This window comes from Clostridium sp., from assembly GCF_036660475.1.
Taxonomy (GTDB): domain Bacteria; phylum Bacillota; class Clostridia; order Clostridiales; family Clostridiaceae; genus Clostridium_J.
This window is the reverse complement of the sequence record NZ_JAVXAO010000003.1, coordinates 219,529-237,824: the sequence shown is the minus strand read 5'-3', so window position 1 is coordinate 237,824 and position 18,296 is coordinate 219,529. Positions and strand designations below refer to the sequence as shown.

The window sequence follows — 18,296 nt, the reverse complement described above, 5'->3', positions numbered from 1 at the left end:
TAACTCTTGATAACTTATAATACACTATCTCACTAAAAAGAAAGAATGAAAGAAAAGAGTTTTAATTTAGAAAATAGTTATATGGGACTTCCTAATATATTTTATAGGGAGCAGAAACCAAGTCATGTTCCATCACCAGAATTAGTTGTCCTAAATTATTCATTGATAGAAGAATTAGGGTTAAATGTTAAGGAGTTAGAAAGCTCATATGGGGTAGAGATACTTTCGGGAAATAAGATTCCAGAAGGAGGAATACCTATTGCAAAAGCTTATGGAGGTCATCAATTTGGACATTTTACAATGCTGGGTGATGGTAGAGCGGTGCTCATTGGTGAGCAGATAACACCTAGAGGACATAGGGTAGATATAGAGCTTAAAGGATCAGGTAAAACACCATATTCACGAGGTGGTGATGGAAAAGCATCACTTGGATCAATGCTTAGGGAGTACATAATAAGTGAAGCTATGAATGGATTAGGAATTCCAAGTACTCGTAGTTTAGCGGTAGTTACAACTGGTGAAACTATATTTAGAGAGAAAATGTTGCAAGGAGCTGTGCTAACTCGTATTGCATCAAGTCATATTCGTGTTGGAACTTTTCAGTATGCTTCAAAATGGGGAGACATTGAAGATGTTAAAGCATTGGCTGATTATACTTTAGAAAGACATTTTAAGGATGGATTAAAAGCAGATAACAAATATCTTTACCTACTTAAAGAAGTAATAAAAAGCCAGGCAGAACTTATTTCAAAATGGCAGTTAGTTGGCTTTATCCATGGAGTTATGAATACTGATAATATGACAATTAGTGGAGAAACTATTGATTATGGACCTTGTGCATTTATGGACACCTATGACCCAGCCACGGTATTTAGCTCAATTGATACCAATGGACGCTATGCCTATGGTAACCAGCCTAATATTGGAGTATGGAATCTTGCAAGATTGGCTGAAACATTACTACCACTATTACATGAGGATCAAAAGGAAGCTATTAAACTAGCACAAGCTGCTATTTCGGAGTTTTCTAAGATTTATGAGGATAGTTGGTTTTTAGGAATGAGAGAAAAGCTTGGGTTATTTAATGAAGAGGCAGAAGATAAGTATTTAATTGAAGGACTCTTAAGTACTATGAAAAAATACGGAGCAGATTTTACAAATACCTTTAGAGCGCTAACCATCGGAAGAGAAGAAGATACGGAGATGGTTGGAAAAGAGGAGTTTGATAAGTGGCTTGAGTTATGGAAGCAAAGATTAAAAAGACAAGATAAATCGAAAGAAGATGTAAAAGTACTTATGAAAAATAACAATCCAGCAGTGATTCCACGTAACCACAGAGTCGAAGAAGCTTTAGATTATGCTACAAATAAAGGGGACTATAGTGTTATGGATAGACTAATGGAAGTACTTAAAAATCCTTATGAATATTCCAAGGCGCAAGAGGAATATGCTAAGTTACCGAAAGGAGATAAGGGTGGATATAGAACCTTTTGCGGAACTTAATTTATAGGAGAAAATCCACAACGTATCTATGGGAGACAGTATTAAGTGATTTGGAAATTATTGTTTAGTAATAATTATTATTATATAGTTAGACATAAACTTAAAAAAGTGATATAATCCAAAAGAATGTTAAAAGCAAAGGTAATATATGGAAGAGGTGCGATATGAAAGTATTATTAAAATCATTAAGTTTATCAATTTGTATGATAATAATGGTGGCATTCTTTGTAGGGTGTGGCAATAATTATTCTGGAGAAATAAGCTTTTTTAACTATGGAGAAAATATAGATAAAGAGACTATAAAAGAGTTTGAGAAGGAATATGGTATAAAAGTTAATATTGAAACTTTTGATGATATGGAGACCATGTACCAAAAGGTTAGTAGTGGTGGAGCAAAGTACGATGTTATTTTAGTATCAGATGCTTTAATGCCAAGAATGATTGAAAAAAATCTTGTTAAGGAACTAAACAAAGATAGTATACCTAATATATCTCAAATGGATGAACAGTATTTAAATCTAGAAATAGATCCAGGTAATAAGTATTCAGTCCCTTATATGTTTGGAACAGTAGGACTTGTTTACAATAAGGATGTAGTAACAGAAGAAGTAGATAGTTGGGATATACTATGGGATGAAAAGTATAAAGATAAAATATTTATGTTTGATACTTATAGAGATACACTTGGAGCAGCTTTAAAGAAGCTTGGATATTCTTTAAATACAACTAATCCAACAGAAATTGAAGAAGCCAAGGAATTACTATTAAATCAAAGAAAATTAGTAAATCCAATATATGGTGTAGATAATGGAACTACAATGATTCCAGCAGGGGAATCAGATATAAATATGATTTGGTCTGGAGAAGGGTTAAATCTTCAAGATGAATATCCGAATTTAGTTTATATAGTACCTAAGGAAGGTGCAAACTTCTGGATTGATAGCTTGAGTGTATCTTATAATGCTGAAAATGTTGAAGGAGCTGAAAAGTTCATAAACTTTGTAAGTGGTAAGGAAAGCGCATTAAGAATAGCTGATGAAATAGGATATACAACTCCAAACAGAGAAGCAAGATTAGAACAGCCAGAGGAAATTAGAAATAATCCTAATGCATACATGCCTAAAGAAATAATGGATAGATGTGAAATCTATGTTGATTTATCTAGTGATGTTAAAAGATTATACGATGATGCATGGATAAATATTAAATCCGAGAAGTAAAATAGTAATACAATAGAATAAAGTTCCATGTAAATCCCAATTGAAATTAAAAATTCAATTGGGATTTTTTAATTTTGTCACAAGTTATTGCTGAATAAGTAATTGTAATGAAAATATGAATAAATTACTTTAAATATTACTTAAATCAAGTAATAATCTGTATAAAATTGAATATTTATAAGATAACTTAGTAAATTTAACAAAGACTTTATTTGTAAAAATATAGATTTTATGTGTATGGTAGTTGCCTTTAAAGGTAGCTTCATAAATATATTTTTAGGGGGAGAAAACATGGAACTTATCAAATTATTAGGTATTCTTATCGTTATTGTGGGATTTGCATTGAAGATGGATTCTATTACAATCATCATCACTGCAGCAGTAGTGACAGCAGTCACAGGTGGGTTAGGCGTAGAGGGTCTTTTAACTACTTTTGGGAAGAGTTTTGTTGCTAATAGAAGTATGTGTATATTCATAATCGTTATGCTTGTTACAGGTACTTTAGAAAGGAATGGACTTAAGGAGTCGGCAGCCAAATTAATTGGTAAAGTTAAAAATGCTACGGCAGGTGTAGTAATCGGAACTTACGGTATTATGAGAGTTGTCTTTGCTGCTTTTAACGTTGGATTTGGTGGAGTTGCTGGATTTGTTCGTCCAATCATTATTCCTATGGCAACGGGTGCAGTAGAAGCTAATGGACAACAGCCAAGCGAAGAGCATGTAGAACAAATTAAGGGTATGGCAGCAGGGATGGAGAATATCACATGGTTCTTCGGACAAGTATTATTTGTAGGTGGTTCTGGTATGCTTTTAGTTCAATCAACATTAGCTCCGTTAGGATACAAAGTAGAACTCATTGATTTAGCAAGAGTTCAAATTCCTGTTGCAGTAACTGCAACTGTAGTAGCTATTATTTATTACTATATTGCTGACAGGAAGTTAATGAAATCATATCCAAAGAGCATTTCTAAATCATTATAATAGAGAGGAGAGAATAAGTATGGAATTTTTCATGAATCCTGAAATTACAATTGGTATAAAGTTGTTAGAAGTACTATATATAGTAATTGGGTTAATTTCAATGAACACAGGTATTATAAATTTAAGAGATAAAAAGAATCCTGCAAAAATTGGAACTGCAATCTTTTGGTGTTCGTTAGGTATAATCTTTATATTTGGTAGATGGTTACCACCTATGGTTAGTGGATTTCTTGTAATTTTAATGGCTGCTCCAGCGATTATTAAACGAGTTAAACCAGGTATAAGTAATATTCCAACAGCAGAAGAAACAAAGGCTAAAGCAGAGAAAATTGGTCTTAAGATTTTCATACCAGCTCTTTGTATAGGATGTTTTGCATTAGGATTTGCTTTGTTCACAAAATTAAGTGCTCTTCTTGGAGTAGGATTAGGAGTTATCGTGGCAGCAATAATTCTTAGAATATATTCTTCTGAAAATAAACCAAATGTATTTTTAAACGACTCAAGAAGATTATTAGATATGGTTGGACCTTTAAGTATGCTTCCAATGCTTCTTGCTTCTTTAGGCGCAATCTTCACGTCAGCAGGAGTGGGTGATGTTATTGCTCAAATCGTTGGAAAAGTTATTCCGGCTGGTAATGTTAATATTGGTATTATTGTATTTGCAATTGGAATGGCTATATTCACTATGATAATGGGTAATGCTTTTGCAGCTATAACAGTTATGACAGTTGGTATTGGTGCACCATTCGCATTACAGTATGGAGTAAATCCAGTAATTATAGGAAGTTTAGCTCTAACTTGTGGGTACTGTGGAACTTTAATGACTCCGATGGCAGCTAACTTTAATATTGTACCGGTAGCAATTCTTGAAATGAAGGATAACTATGGAGTAATTAAGAAACAGATTTTTGTAGGAGTGTTTATGTTAGCATTCCAAATCTGTTATATGATGCTTTTTAAGTAAAGAAAAATATTTTGTATTAAAGAATTATATTAATGAAGCAATATAAAGTGGAATTTATTTAAGACGGATACATCACTTTAAATAAATTGTGAAAAAGAAAGGATGTTTAATATGAAGGTTTTGATTACTGGCTTTGATCCTTTCGGAGGGTCAACTATAAACCCTGCATATGAAGCTGTGAAAATGTTGCCAGATAATATATGTGAAGCAGAAATTATTAAACTTGAAATTTCAACAGTATTTGGGGCAGGGGCTAAAAAAGTGGATGAAGCTATTGAAGATAATAATCCGGATATAGTTATATGTGTTGGGCAGGCAGGCGGTAGGGCAGGAATAACTCCAGAATTTATAGGAATTAATTTTAAGGATGCTAGAATTGCTGATAATAAAGGCAATCAGCCAGTTGATGAAGTAATTTATAAGGATGGAGAAAATGCTTATTTCACAAAACTTCCTGTAAAGGCTATTGTAAAAAAACTTAAAGAAAATAATATTCCAGCATCTGTATCATATACAGCTGGGACATATGTATGTAATGACGTAATGTATTCTTTACTATACTTAATAGATAAAAAGTATCCAACAATTCGAGGCGGCTTTATTCATGTACCATTTGATACTTCACAGGTATTAGAAATGCCACCGACAACTCCATCAATGCCAATTTCTATGATAAGCAAAGGATTGAAATTTGCAATAGAAGCAACAATAGAGAATTTAATGGATATTTCTGAAGTAGGTGGAGCAACACATTAGATTGTGGATAAACTGTTATGTTTATAAATACATTTATTTTTAATATGGAATCTATAGGTGAGCCATTATAAATTGTATATTAAGTCATCTTCAAAAAATAAATAAGTCAGCATGTTCAACTTGCTATTTATTTTCAGATGCCTAATATAAAATCCATGCATAATATTTGGTTCTTTATTAACACTATAACGAAGGAGAGTGTTAATATATGAAAATGAAAAAAATTAGCAAGATAGTATCATTCATTGTTGGACTAATATTAATGGTGAGCTTTTATTCGTCAACAATAGGTTATGCAGATACTGTAAGTACTACCAAGTACATTGGAACTACCTCAGATATTCATGGAAATATCTCAAATGTGAAGACCTGGCTATCTAATTTGGAAAATAGTACAACATCACTTGATAATATGATTTTCGGTGGTGACTACGTGGGTCCAAAAGATGCAAAGGCCTGCACTGATGCTGTAAGCAGCCAATATAAGGGAACTCCATCAATACTAACAAAGGGCAATCATGAATCTAGTAAGGGCGGAAAATATGATTCTGGATTAGTTGTCAACAATAGCGATTATGCTGTATATGTAATGGATTCATCAAGTAAAACATTTACAACTACGGACATGGATAATATTAAGTCATCTTTGGATTCCATAAATTCATCCACACCAGTTTTTATTGTTTCTCATTGCCCTATTCATTATTTTGGAAAAAGAACAACGGAAAATGCACCAGAACTAGTTACTCTACTTAATAATTATAGTAACGTAATATTCCTTTGGGGGCATAATCATACCGTACACGATACAAACTATGGTAAAGTTAAAATCTCAGGTGATACAATACAATGCTCAAAATCTTCTCCAGAAGTTCCTATTAAATTTACTTATGCAAATATGGGTGCCATGAATCAAGGGAATAACGGAGCCTATGGGATGCTTATAAATATGACAAAAGGAACTGATGGTACAACGGTTATCTTCGACTATAAAGACCTTTCAGGAAAAACTGTTTCAACTTATTCTGTGACCATAAGGTAGTAAGCTTTATTGAAGGAAGTTGCCAAGCAAATTCGCAAATTCTAGTCGAGATAAAAATATTAAGGAAGAAGTAATTGCAAGGATAAAGCACTCATGTCTATTGATATGTGTGCTTTCATTATTGTACAGAGATTAGAAGCTAATGTAACCTTATATATAAGATATGAGTTTCTATAAGTCTGGTAGCTTAATAGTACTAATTAACTAAAATTATTGAACTAACTAATGTTGTTTTAGGTGAATCAGATATTGTAGTTAGGGGTCCATAGCAAAGGAGAACTCAGAAAAACTTATGTTAAGCACTTTACAAAACCATGAATATAAGATATTACATAATAGAGACTAAAATGTATTGAGGTAGGTTTTACAAAGGAGTGGTAATATGAAAAAGTTTTTATCAGAATTTAAGGATTTTGCGTTAAAGGGAAATGTTTTTAATCTTGCGGTAGGTGTGGTTATTGGAGGTGCATTTAATAAAATAGTATCTTCGTTGGTAACAGATATAATTATGCCTATAATAGGTTTTTTTACTGGTGGAATAAATTTTGCAGAATTTAAGATTGAGTTGGTTGAACCTATTGGGGCAAAAGCAGCTGTAACTCTTAATATTGGACTTTTCTTTCAAAATGTAGTGGATTTTTTAATTATAGCATTATCAATTTTTATTACAGTTAAAATCATAAGTAAATTAGAACAAAGAATGAAGCTTCAGAAAAAGGAACAAGAAGAACAACAACAGCCTGCGAATACTGTTTTGTTAACGGAAATTAGAGATTTACTTAAGGAGAATGTAAAATAGGTAACAATTAAAGAGATATAAGATAATGATATAAAAGAATATAATAAAATAAATTTATATATAGATCCTCATTGAAATTAAAATTCAATGGGGATTTTTAAATTCTAGCTTTAGAAATAGATTTTGATGGATAGATGAATTTTAATTTATAGGGGTGTTTAAATTAATAAAAATAAATTGCTTTATTTAAAATAGTCAATTCAATAATATAACAAATTATTAATTAAAATACAAATAAGTAGAAAATAGTGTTAAAATGTATAATGAGAAATCAGTGATAATAATATATAACAATTTGATTTTAATTATAAACGGAGGGTTTAAAATGAAATTTACTATAGAGAAAAATACTTTTCTTGATGCACTAAGGACTACACAGCGAATATCTGGGGTTAGATTAGGTGTTAATCTGGCAAACAGTGTTTTGATAAAAGCAAAAGGAGAAGAAATTATTTTAACTGGTGGAGAAAAAAATCTATGTATTGAAACAACTGTTCAAGCCGATGTCCATGAAGAAGGTACCATGATAGTTGATTCTAAAATATTTGGAGAAATAATAAGAAAGTTTCCAGATGAAGTTATTAATGTGAATAAGATGAATAATCAATATATAGAGATAAGCTGCAAAAGAAATATAGCTAATATTCATTATAGCAATCAAGAGGATTTCCCAGAAGTTCCATATGTCCAAGGGAAAAACATGTTTTCAATATCTCAAAAGATGTTAAAAGAGATGATTAAAAACACATGTTTTGCGTCTGGCGAAGAATCCTTTAAAACAATATTTTCAGGAGTATTAGTTGATTTTAAAAAAGATAGTTTCAATATGGTAGCATTAGATGGTTTTAGGGCTGCATTCTTTTTTAATCCAATTGAAACTGATATGAATTTTAGTGCAAGAATACCTTCTAAGGCTTTAAATGAAATAGAAAAAACTTTAGATTGGACAGATGGACTAGCTGATATTACATTTACTGATAATCATATTTTGGTTAGATGTGGACAAACTAAAATTATATCAACTTTGATACATGGTAATTTACAAAATTATGAGGCATATATACCTAACGAGAATTCATTAACCATAATAATTAATAGACAATCTCTTCTTAATGGATTGGAATCCGCATCAATTATTGGAAAGGAAGGCAATGTAAGTACTGTTATACTAGATATACAGGAAAGTACTATGATAATAACGTCTAACTCTCTATTAGGCACAAGTAGAAGTGAAATTGATATAACATGTAATGGGTTCCCTATAGAAATTAAATTTAACTCAAGATATATTATAGAAGCTATTAATGCATTAGATGAGGATGAAATTGAGATGAGGTTCACTAATAACTATTCAGTGTGTTTTATAAAAAATAAAAATGATGAAAAACAAATTCACTTAATATCCCCGATTAGAATATAATTCAAGGGATAATATTACATGAAAATATGAGAAAATCGACTTAAGTTGAAGGTAAATTAAAGGGGAGGAGCATTATGAGTTATTTATTCAACAGCACGGGATATCCTATATATAATGAAGAAGTTATTAAAGGTAGTGGATGTTATGTATATGATAGTAGGGGTAACAAATATCTTGATTTGGAAGCCGGGGTATGGACTTTGCCATTGGGACATAATGATCCTGATGTTTCAGCAGCTATGCACCGTCAGATTGATGAGATTATCCATGTTGGATATAAATACAATCACCTAATTGGGGAAAAATGTGCCCAGAAATTACTAAAAATAGCAGATATAGATTATGGAAAGTGCGTATTTTTGACCTCTGGAAGTGAAGCTGTAGAGTATGGTGTCCAGTTAGCACGAGCTATTAGGAGAAATAAAAAATGCGTTTGCTTAACAGGACAATACTTGGCAGCATATGGACAATGTATGGAACAAAAGGAAAGTCAATGGGAAACTATCTCCTGGGATTATCATCACTCAAAAAGTGTTGAGGAGTATTACGAGGAAATATCAGATGAAATTGATTTTTCCAATATTGGAGTATTTGTGTTTGAAGCTGGAAATAGTTCAGGACTAGTGAAATTACCCCCGAGGAATTTAGTTACTGCAATTAGTCAGTTAGCAAAGGAAAATGATGTTGTAATAGTTGTAGATGAAGTAACCTGTGGTATTGGGAGAACAGGAAAATGGTTTGGGTACATGAATTATAATCTCAAGCCACAGATTATAGCCACAGGAAAAGGTATGGGAAACGGTTATCCTGTAAGTGCAGTAATAATTAAAGAAAGTATTATAGCGGAGGTAGAAAAAACTGATTTTCATTTTGCACAGTCTCATCAAAATGACCCAATGGGCTGTAGAGTTGCATATGAAGTTTTGAATAAAATAGAAAAGCTCGATTTATTGTGCAATGTAGTTAATATGGGGACATATTTCTTAGAAAGTTATAGAAAGTTACAACAAGAAATCCCTATAATTTCAGAAATAAGAGGTTGTGGACTCTTGATATGTATTGAATTATCTAAGGAGATTTCAATTGAGTTCATGAGGGAAATAGATAGAAGTCTGTTTCAACGGGGTTTTATAGCAGGGGTTAAAGTCAATGAAAGAGTAATAAGAACATATTGTCCTCTTACTATAACGATGGAAAAAATTGATAGTTTTATTGTGGCTTTAAAAGCTATTTTAGTAACCTTAAAGAAATAAATTGTGAAATTATGTTTAAGTGAAGAACATTTATTTTGTGGAGTTGAGGCTATTATTAGTGTTAATAATAAGGTGGAAGAAGAATTTTTAAATGAGTCAGAAGTATTACATGTTTATGAGGAAGTAATGAGATATTTTAGAAATGAAAAGGATTTAAGGGGATATGTAAAAGGCAAGGGATGGATAACTTACCACCTTTTTTTAGAGATTAGAAACTAGCACAAGACTTAATAAAGAAAATCATAGTAAAATAAACTTTAGCATAACTCCTCATTGAAATTAAAATTCAATGGGGAGTTTTTTATTTCAGTGTTACAGTGTGGAGACTTAGTTAGTAGGTAAGCGGATATTGAAAAGCTTATGGTAGAATTTTCACTTATGAGTAACAAATAGTAAAAATTATATAAGAGTAAAAATAGGAATAAGGCAGATAATAAATACAACAATTATTGAGGAGATAGGAGTATATTATGAATGATTTAATAGATGAAGCATATAAAATATCAGATAAATATGATGTTATTCTTAAGGGAAATATAAAAATAAGTGGAGACGTTAATTGCCTACTATTTGCACATTATTGTGATAGTAGATTATTTTACAAAAGGTTTTTCAAAGCATCTAGAGAAATTTTTATTGTTAACAAGAAAGCTAATAAAAACATTAAGGATGTAAAGAAAATAATTAAAAACCATGGATATAAAAAGATTTGGTCAAAAGGGGTATTCTCAGTTTATGGTGATTTGCGACCATTAGCAGTTGAAGCTAACTTTGGCACGTGGGGAGATAAGGGAATAATCGAAAACGAAAAATATGGTTCTAACTTTTTAATATCAGCTATATTTTACAAATAGGATGGAGTGAGGATATTTCTTTTAAGGAAGTTTAGTGAAGTTAGGGTGAATCCATAATAAGTAATCGGCATACTAAAATATTAGTTAGAAGATATAAAATACACACCAGAGAGTAGAGGTTAATTTACTAGTCTCCAGTGTGCATTTTAATATTGTTTTATTAATGATTATGCTATATTCTTAAGCGTGTTTTTTTATGGCGCTTTTTTTATTGCGTTTAGTAATATAGCTTGTAAGCATTGGAGTTAAGAATGCAGTTATAATAACTGATGGAGCTACTTGAGCAGTAGCTATAGGAGCAATTAATGCATAAGTAGGATCTACAGCGGCTAAAGCTGCTGGGTTTGCTACTGCGCTTGCAGCGGTACTAGATATAGCAGCACCGGCAATACCAGATCCACCAGTTATTTTATCAGCAACAATAGTTATAATTCCAACAACAACTACAGTAATAAGTCCTAGTAAAATACCTGATAAGCCACCTTTGAATAATTGCTGTATAGACATTCCGCAACCAAGTGCAAAACCAACAACAATTATACTTGGAGTTACACCAGCACTAAGGTTCTTCTTTAGCCATGGAGAACAACTACCAAGGATTAAGCCTAGAATAAGTGGTAATATTGAGCCGATTATTGGCCAAATTGAAATACTTGCTAGACCAGCATAGCTCAGTGCAATCATGGTAACTGTGGGACCTACACTTAATGATGTAATTGCAACAGCACCTTTGTCAGAGTCATCTCCGTATTCAGCAACAATACCTGAATATAGCGCATTATTAGCAACTGAAATACCACCGATAATTGCTAAAGATGATAGGCCTAAGAAGTTATCCTTAAAGAAGAAGGCTACACCTAGACCAAGGGCAATTGATACAGCAATCTTAGTGATTATAATTACAGAACCTTTTTTAATTGCCTTTGGGGTGCTCTTAATATCTATACTTGCTCCAAGGAAGAATAAAAATACTCCAACTAAGGCTCCAGTACCATGAACAACATTAGTAAAGAATCCACCAATTTCAAGAGCTTTAGGTATAACTGACTTTAAAATAACACCAATGATCATTGGAACTACAATAGTATCTCCAGGGAATCTTTTATAACTAAATTTATTTTTTTTCATATAAATAACCTACTTCCTGTTAATCTAAAACAATTCCACCATCACAGTCACCAATTTCGCCATTTACGAAACTTGCTGCATCTGAGGCAAAGAATAAAATCATTTGTGCAATTTCAACTGGTTCAGCAGCTCTTCCTAGTGGAATCATTGAAATTATTTTTGCATTCTTTTCTGCATCTTCAGCTACACTCTTTGTCATGCTAGTATTAGTAAATGATGGACATACAGCATTACAGCTAATTCCATATTTTCCACCTTCTTTAGCAATTGCTTTTGTTAAACCATTAACACCAGCTTTAGAAGAAGCATATGCAGCTGTTCCAAGTAAACCACCACCGATTTTCCCAGCTACAGATGAAACGTTAACGATTCTACCACCTTTTTTCTCTATGAAGTATGGGTAGATCGCTGAACATGTTGTAAATGTGCCTGTTAAATTAATTTTTAAAGTTCTTTCCCATTCTGCATCGCTTATTTCTTGGAATGGTGCTTTAGAAATTATTCCACCAACATTTATAAGTCCGTCAACACGTTGAAAATCCTTTAATATAGTAGCCATTACAGTTCTAATGTTTTCACTGTTTCCAAGGTCGATTCTATAAAATGAAGCGTTGCCTAATTCTATTTTTGTAGCATTACCAACTTCTTCGTTAATATCTAAAATGACAGCATGTCCACCGCCTAGGATAATTCCTTTAGCAGTTTCTTTTCCGATTCCTTGAGCACCTCCTGTAACAAGTATTGTTTTCCCAGTAAAATCAAACATTTTTAATTTCCCCTTCCAGCTTTTAATTTAATTTATGCTACATGAACATAACAAAAAACATCAAGTTATGCTATAAACAGATAGCTTTATAGTTTATTAATCAAGTAATAACTAGGTAAATACGCCTTTTCTTTAGTATGTTAAAATTGTAACATTGATTTTGAATTAATAAAATGTTAATATAGCATAGAAATAACATACCTAATTGTGCTATTAGCACAATGGTAATGAGGGTAACAATTGAGGAGGACATATGAGAGAAGAATTACGAGAAGCATTGATGCAATCAGTTCTTTGTGGAGAGGATTTCGATAAAATAACAGAAAAAGCATCCCAATATTTAAATAATCCTGTTGTTATAATCAATAATGCTTATAATATAATTGCGCATTCAAAATTGATTCAAGTTGAAGATATTACTTGGAATAATGCTGTAAAGAGGGGATATATAACCCTTGAATTTGCAGCTACTTTAAATAATTGGAATAATATTAAAGATGAAAATAGGAAATATGAATGTTTGACTGTAAATAAGATTAATAATTTGCGTAGACGATTTTATAAACTTATTATTAATTCACAGTTTATGGGATACATGAATGTAACAGAGGTTAACGGCACATTTGATGATATAGATGAAGATTGCTATTATTTTGCCAGTCAAATTTTTGCGAAGGAAATATTCATTCAGCAAAAAAATATTCCCCATAGCAAACACACTCGAAATGAAGATATATTAATGGAATTGACAATCAGTAATTATGTAAACAGATTACACTTTGTTGATCATGTTCAGCTTAGTGAGCTAAATATTAAATCACAGTATAGAGTAGTATGCTCAGATCTTATCAATTTTTTGTCTTACAATGCAGATGAAGATTATTTTAAACAGGAATTATTATCATTTTTCCCAAGTGGTACTATCATTATCATGGGGAAAATATTGATTATTTTGATTGATGTAAAGCATCATTCTTATACTGACTTTAACTGTGAAAAAAAATTAGATAAATATTTAAAGAGTAAAAAACTCACATTAGGAATAAGTGATTTATTTCATGATTTATTTGAATTTAAGCGTTACGAAACCCAGGCGATTAAAGCATATGAGAATAAAAGTAATCTGCTTAATGATTCTTTGAATTATGTATTTTATGAGGAGGTTAAATCCTATGATTTATTGCAACAAATTTCCAAAGATGATTTAATTTATTTTTGTAATCAGAAAGTATGGAAGCTATATGAATATGATAAAACATATGGCACAGATTACTTAAATACACTTCATGTTTATCTTAATGCAAATCATAGTATAAAAATCACTTCATCTTATTTGTATCTTCATCGTAATACCATTAATTATAGAATCCAAAAGATAAAAGAATTATTTGAAATTGATTTAGATGATTACACTATGCTAAACCAATTACTGATGTCTTGTCACATTGTGAAGGTGTGGAGCTCTAAATGTGGAATTGATTGAGCATAGCTTACATATTATATCGGAATCTTTGGGATTCGGAGAATTATGACAATGTTAATAAAAAAATACATTATAAGGTAGAGTGGTGACGAAAATGAATAAACTTATTAAGGGTGGTAAAGTATATTCTCCAGAATATTTGGGAGTAAAGGATATACTAATAGTTGGAGATAAAATAGTTAAGATTGCTGAAAATATTGATACATCTAATTCCATATTAGACATTGAAGTGATTGATGGAGAGGGGAAAATTGTAGTTCCAGGATTTATTGATCAGCATGTTCATATAATCGGTGGAGGTGGAGAAGCAGGTTTTCATAGCCGTACTCCTGAGGTTATGCTATCTAAGGTAATTGAAGCAGGTATTACAACTGTAGTTGGTTTATTAGGCACTGATGGCTGTACAAGACAAGTAGAATCATTAATTGCAAAGGCTAAAGGCCTTGAAACTGAAGGGATTTCTACATATATTCATACAGGTTCCTATGAAATTCCCAGTGTAACTTTAACGGGAAGTGTGAAGAGAGATATTATGTTCATAGATAAGGTTATTGGTGTTAAGATGGCACTTTCAGATCATCGTTCATCTCATATAACTGAACAAGAGCTTATAAGATTAGCCTCAGATGCAAGAGTGGCAGGAATGCTTAGCAATAAGGCAGGATTAGTAATTATGCATATAGGTGATGCTAAAGAAAGACTTGATATGGTAATGAAAATAGTAAAGGACACAGATATACCTGTAAAACATTTCTGTCCAACTCACGTCAATAGAAATAGAGCTTTATTTGAACAAGCCATGGAATTTGCAAAGATAGGTGGATCAATTGATCTAACAGCTGGCACTGCAGCCTCAGCGAATGACACAAGGGGAGTGAAGTCAAGTAAGGCAGTTGCAGAATGTATAAAAAATAATGTTCCTATTGAAAATATCACAATGAGTTCAGATGGTAATGGAAGTACTTCAGAATATGACGATAGGGGTAATATTATAAAATTAGGTGCTTCAAGCTTAAATACACTTCATTTAGAATTGAAGGATATGATAAAGGAAGAAGGCTTGAATATATCAACAGCCTTGAAGGTAATAACATCAAATGTTGCTAAAGTTTTAGGTATTTATCCTGTAAAAGGTTATATAGATGTTCATAGTGATGCAGATATTGTGTTAATGGATAAAGAATTAAATATCCATAGTGTAATTGCTAAAGGCAGAATGATGATGGAAAATGGCGAGATTATAGTTAAAGGGAGCTTTGAATAGGTCATGGGGAAAGAACGAAGAAAAAGGAGCTGGAAAGGGAAAGCTCTACTTAACTTACAAGTAAAAAAGTGCCAAGTGGCACTTTTTTTATTGGGTTTTATTCAATTATAGATGAAGCAAAATCTGCTATGATTTTCATTTTTTCAGGAATATCAAAGCTTTGAGGACATTGATTCATACAAGCTCCGCAACTAATACAATTATGAGCTCTTGCCATTTCCGGAAGACTTAGGTATTGCTTTTTAAATACTCCCTTATATTTGCTTATGGCGTAGTCATTATAGATTTTGAAAACTTCAGGAATATCAACACCTATAGGACAATCCATGCAATAACGACAACCAGTACAAGGAATAGTGTTATTTTTCTTATAGGCATCAAGGGCAGCATCAACTACTTTATAATCTTCTACAGTTAAAGGTTCAAAATTGGACATAGTTGCTACGTTATCTTGAATTTGCTCCATGTTTGACATACCACTTAACACAGTAAGAACATTTGGAAGGGTGGCAGCATAACGAATTGCCCATGAAGCTATACTCATATCTGGACGAGCAGCCTTGAAAATTTCATTGGATTTCTCGCAAGGATTTGCAAGGGCACCTCCACGAACTGGCTCCATGATTATGCAAGGAATTTCTCTTTCAGCAAGAATTTCATATTGCTCCTTTGATTTATATAATTCCCAATCAAGATAGTTAAGTTGGATTTGTGCAAAATCCCACGGATAAGCATCAGCAATCTCTTCAAGAACTGATGGAACATCGTGGAAGGAAAATCCTATGTAACGAATCTTTCCTTCGGCTTTTTTCTTGCAAAGAAATTCATAAATATTTAAGTCTTTGATGGTTTTAAATTTAGCTGCATCTATGGCATGACAAAGATAAAAATCAAAATAATCAGTTTGACAGTTAGCTAGTTGTTCATTAAAAATTCTCTCTAAATCCGCTTCTTCTTTGATTATCCATATAGGAAGCTTAGTAACTAAGTTAAAAGATCCACGAGGATATTTCTTGAGAGCCTGACCAACAAATTTTTCTGATTGTCCGCCATGATATGGATAAGCAGTATCAAAATAATTTATGCCATTGGAGTAGGCATAGTCTACAATTTCTTCAGCTTTTATGTAATCAATATCAGTGGTGCTGCCTTCTACCAGTGGTAATCTCATACAGCCAAGACCTAATAAAGATATTTCTAAATCTGTATCTTTAAAATTTCTTTTAAACATTAATTATTCCCCCTATTTGATAATTCACCTTAAAATGTATTTAATACCATAATACTACAATGAACATCTAGGGGCAATAATAATGAGAATTTTTAAAAATAAGAAGTTATGATGGAATAGACATAATAAGAAGGATGTAAAAATCAGAATATATTTTTTAGAGAGTAAGACTTAAATACTGACTTGTTATTTATTTTTTTAAAGATGCTTTATGTAAAATAATAAAAAATAAGAACATATGTTTGAGAAGTGATTTATTAGTTAATAATTATAAGGAAAGAGAGGATAACTTTCTATTTATTGAGGATTTAGAAATACATTATGTAGAATTAAATAAATTTAATTTCAAAGATGATATTGATAATCTTAATGATTTAGAGGAATGGGTTGTGTTTTTACGTGAGTGTAGTCCATCAGGAAATATTGACATCATTGAAAAACTATCAAAAAAGAAGGAGGAAATAGGTGAAGCTATGGCAATTATGAATAAGTTAAGTGCAGATGAAGCAGAATACCAACAATACTTAGCACGTGAAAAATATCTTATGGATGAGATGTCCAAGAAAAAGTATGCAGAGCATAAGATGAAGTTGATTGAAGAAAAGCTAAAAGTGGCAGAAGATCAAGTTAAAGAAGCAGAGCAACAAGCCAAGGCCATAGAACAACAAGTAAAGGAAGTATTAATTTGTCAGCTCAAGAGGAAATTTAACAATATTTCAGATGAGTATATTTCAAGAATTTTTAACGCACCTATAGAGATTACAAATAAAATATCTGAATATATTTTTGATTTAGAAAGTGTTGAGGAGTTAAATAGATACCTGTAATATAATAAATAATTTTAAAAGGATTCAAGGCGCCACTAACCTGTGAATCCTTTTTTCATAAAATAGAGATATTACAGAGTGATTAAATTAGAAGGAGTAAGTATCTCAATTAAGAGTTACTTACTCCTTCTTTCTATATTCATAATTCAAATTATATTAAAGATTGAAATGCGAATATATGTTTACGAAGGCGATAAAAAATGGGGACAACTAAGCCGTAAAAGGGAAGAATGTATTAGAGAGATAAAAGGATATTTAATTGGGAATGTATTGAAGGATTATAATGAGTTATAGCCTATCTTATATGATATTTTATCATGTATCTAATAAAGATAAAAAGTAGATATAGAAATAACTATGGAGATTGTAATTAAATTTCAATAACGCTCTTAAACAAAGCCTAACTTAAAAATATAAAATCAAAAATAAATATAGAGAGCCATATTATCAAGGGGAAACACTAGTTAAAAGCATATATAACCACAAAATGCTCTAGGAGGCTTAACATTAGTAATATCAATGGATTGAGTGACCAGGAAGTTAGGAAGTTAAGAAGCTAGGAAGTTAGGAATACAGGAGATATAAAGTATTTATAATAAATTAAAGAAAGATAAGTGTTGAAAAAATATAAGTATTAAAAAAGTTATAGTAAAATTATAATAAAATAAACCTTAGCAAAAATCCTCATTGAAATTAAAAATTCAATGGGGGTTTTTTATTTCATAATAAATTCTTAGGCGTAAGAACTTTCATTAAAAACATTACTAAAAATCACTGAATCTCAATGTTTTTATGTTTTTATGTT

General features: G+C 31.5%; 18 protein-coding genes. 15 read left to right on the top strand and 3 right to left on the bottom strand.

Features of this window, described 5'->3' with window-relative positions:
* The first annotated feature begins 45 nt into the window (after window positions 1-45).
* The 11 genes from RSA29_RS06600 to RSA29_RS06550 all read left to right on the top strand — a co-directional run bounded on the left by RSA29_RS06600 (window position 46) and on the right by RSA29_RS06550 (window position 10,792).
* Window positions 46-1,503 (top strand): protein adenylyltransferase SelO, encoded by a 1,458-nt coding sequence (locus RSA29_RS06600; RefSeq protein ID WP_346942564.1) that lies wholly within the window; start codon window positions 46-48, stop codon window positions 1,501-1,503.
* A 164-nt stretch (window positions 1,504-1,667) separates the two neighbouring features.
* Window positions 1,668-2,723 carry a spermidine/putrescine ABC transporter substrate-binding protein gene (locus tag RSA29_RS06595; RefSeq protein ID WP_346942565.1) on the top strand — a complete coding sequence of 352 codons (1,056 nt, stop codon included), beginning with the start codon at window positions 1,668-1,670 and terminating at the stop codon, window positions 2,721-2,723.
* Window positions 2,724-3,014: 291 nt separating this feature from the next.
* Window positions 3,015-3,704, top strand: a complete 690-nt coding sequence (locus RSA29_RS06590) for a DUF969 domain-containing protein (RefSeq protein WP_346942566.1) — start codon at window positions 3,015-3,017, stop codon at window positions 3,702-3,704.
* A 19-nt stretch (window positions 3,705-3,723) separates the two neighbouring features.
* The gene (locus RSA29_RS06585) at window positions 3,724-4,668 is read left to right on the top strand and encodes a DUF979 domain-containing protein (protein ID WP_346942567.1); all 945 of its coding nucleotides are present in this window, start codon (window positions 3,724-3,726) and stop codon (window positions 4,666-4,668) included.
* 111 nt (window positions 4,669-4,779) lie between these two features.
* Window positions 4,780-5,424, top strand: coding sequence for a pyroglutamyl-peptidase I (gene pcp, locus RSA29_RS06580; RefSeq protein ID WP_346942568.1), 645 nt, complete (start codon window positions 4,780-4,782; stop codon window positions 5,422-5,424).
* Window positions 5,425-5,638: 214 nt separating this feature from the next.
* Window positions 5,639-6,466 (top strand): metallophosphoesterase, encoded by an 828-nt coding sequence (locus tag RSA29_RS06575; protein WP_346944386.1) that lies wholly within the window; start codon window positions 5,639-5,641, stop codon window positions 6,464-6,466.
* A gap of 382 nt (window positions 6,467-6,848) precedes the next feature.
* The gene (gene mscL, locus RSA29_RS06570) at window positions 6,849-7,265 is read left to right on the top strand and encodes a large-conductance mechanosensitive channel protein MscL (RefSeq protein WP_346942570.1); all 417 of its coding nucleotides are present in this window, start codon (window positions 6,849-6,851) and stop codon (window positions 7,263-7,265) included.
* Window positions 7,266-7,590: 325 nt separating this feature from the next.
* Window positions 7,591-8,685, top strand: a complete 1,095-nt coding sequence (gene dnaN, locus RSA29_RS06565) for a DNA polymerase III subunit beta (RefSeq protein ID WP_346942571.1) — start codon at window positions 7,591-7,593, stop codon at window positions 8,683-8,685.
* A 74-nt stretch (window positions 8,686-8,759) separates the two neighbouring features.
* On the top strand, window positions 8,760-9,938 hold the full coding sequence (locus RSA29_RS06560; RefSeq protein WP_346942572.1) for an aspartate aminotransferase family protein: 1,179 nt from the start codon (window positions 8,760-8,762) through the stop codon (window positions 9,936-9,938).
* Between the two features lie 3 nt (window positions 9,939-9,941).
* On the top strand, window positions 9,942-10,157 hold the full coding sequence (locus RSA29_RS06555; protein WP_346942573.1) for a DUF2785 domain-containing protein: 216 nt from the start codon (window positions 9,942-9,944) through the stop codon (window positions 10,155-10,157).
* A 251-nt stretch (window positions 10,158-10,408) separates the two neighbouring features.
* Window positions 10,409-10,792, top strand: a complete 384-nt coding sequence (locus RSA29_RS06550; RefSeq protein ID WP_346942574.1) for a hypothetical protein — start codon at window positions 10,409-10,411, stop codon at window positions 10,790-10,792.
* A 180-nt stretch (window positions 10,793-10,972) separates the two neighbouring features.
* On the opposite strand, the gene RSA29_RS06545 is transcribed toward RSA29_RS06550, so the two are convergent.
* Window positions 10,973-11,920 (bottom strand): 2-keto-3-deoxygluconate permease, encoded by a 948-nt coding sequence (locus tag RSA29_RS06545; protein ID WP_346942575.1) that lies wholly within the window; start codon window positions 11,918-11,920, stop codon window positions 10,973-10,975.
* 19 nt (window positions 11,921-11,939) lie between these two features.
* The gene (locus tag RSA29_RS06540; RefSeq protein ID WP_346942576.1) at window positions 11,940-12,686 is read right to left on the bottom strand and encodes an SDR family NAD(P)-dependent oxidoreductase; all 747 of its coding nucleotides are present in this window, start codon (window positions 12,684-12,686) and stop codon (window positions 11,940-11,942) included.
* A gap of 253 nt (window positions 12,687-12,939) precedes the next feature.
* Between RSA29_RS06540 and RSA29_RS06535 the strand changes: the two genes are divergently transcribed.
* Both RSA29_RS06535 and iadA read left to right on the top strand, forming a co-directional pair.
* Window positions 12,940-14,169, top strand: a complete 1,230-nt coding sequence (locus tag RSA29_RS06535; RefSeq protein WP_346942577.1) for a helix-turn-helix domain-containing protein — start codon at window positions 12,940-12,942, stop codon at window positions 14,167-14,169.
* A gap of 94 nt (window positions 14,170-14,263) precedes the next feature.
* Window positions 14,264-15,433 carry a beta-aspartyl-peptidase gene (gene iadA / locus RSA29_RS06530; protein WP_346942578.1) on the top strand — a complete coding sequence of 390 codons (1,170 nt, stop codon included), beginning with the start codon at window positions 14,264-14,266 and terminating at the stop codon, window positions 15,431-15,433.
* Window positions 15,434-15,530: 97 nt separating this feature from the next.
* On the opposite strand, the gene RSA29_RS06525 is transcribed toward iadA, so the two are convergent.
* Complete coding sequence (locus RSA29_RS06525; protein WP_346942579.1) at window positions 15,531-16,664, bottom strand: aldo/keto reductase; 1,134 nt, start codon at window positions 16,662-16,664, stop codon at window positions 15,531-15,533.
* Window positions 16,665-16,906: 242 nt separating this feature from the next.
* On the opposite strand from RSA29_RS06525, the gene RSA29_RS06520 reads away from it, so the two are divergent.
* Both RSA29_RS06520 and RSA29_RS06515 read left to right on the top strand, forming a co-directional pair.
* On the top strand, window positions 16,907-17,491 hold the full coding sequence (locus RSA29_RS06520) for a PD-(D/E)XK nuclease family transposase (RefSeq protein ID WP_346942580.1): 585 nt from the start codon (window positions 16,907-16,909) through the stop codon (window positions 17,489-17,491).
* Between the two features lie 78 nt (window positions 17,492-17,569).
* The gene (locus RSA29_RS06515) at window positions 17,570-17,785 is read left to right on the top strand and encodes a hypothetical protein (RefSeq protein ID WP_346942581.1); all 216 of its coding nucleotides are present in this window, start codon (window positions 17,570-17,572) and stop codon (window positions 17,783-17,785) included.
* Window positions 17,786-18,296 lie beyond the last annotated feature (511 nt).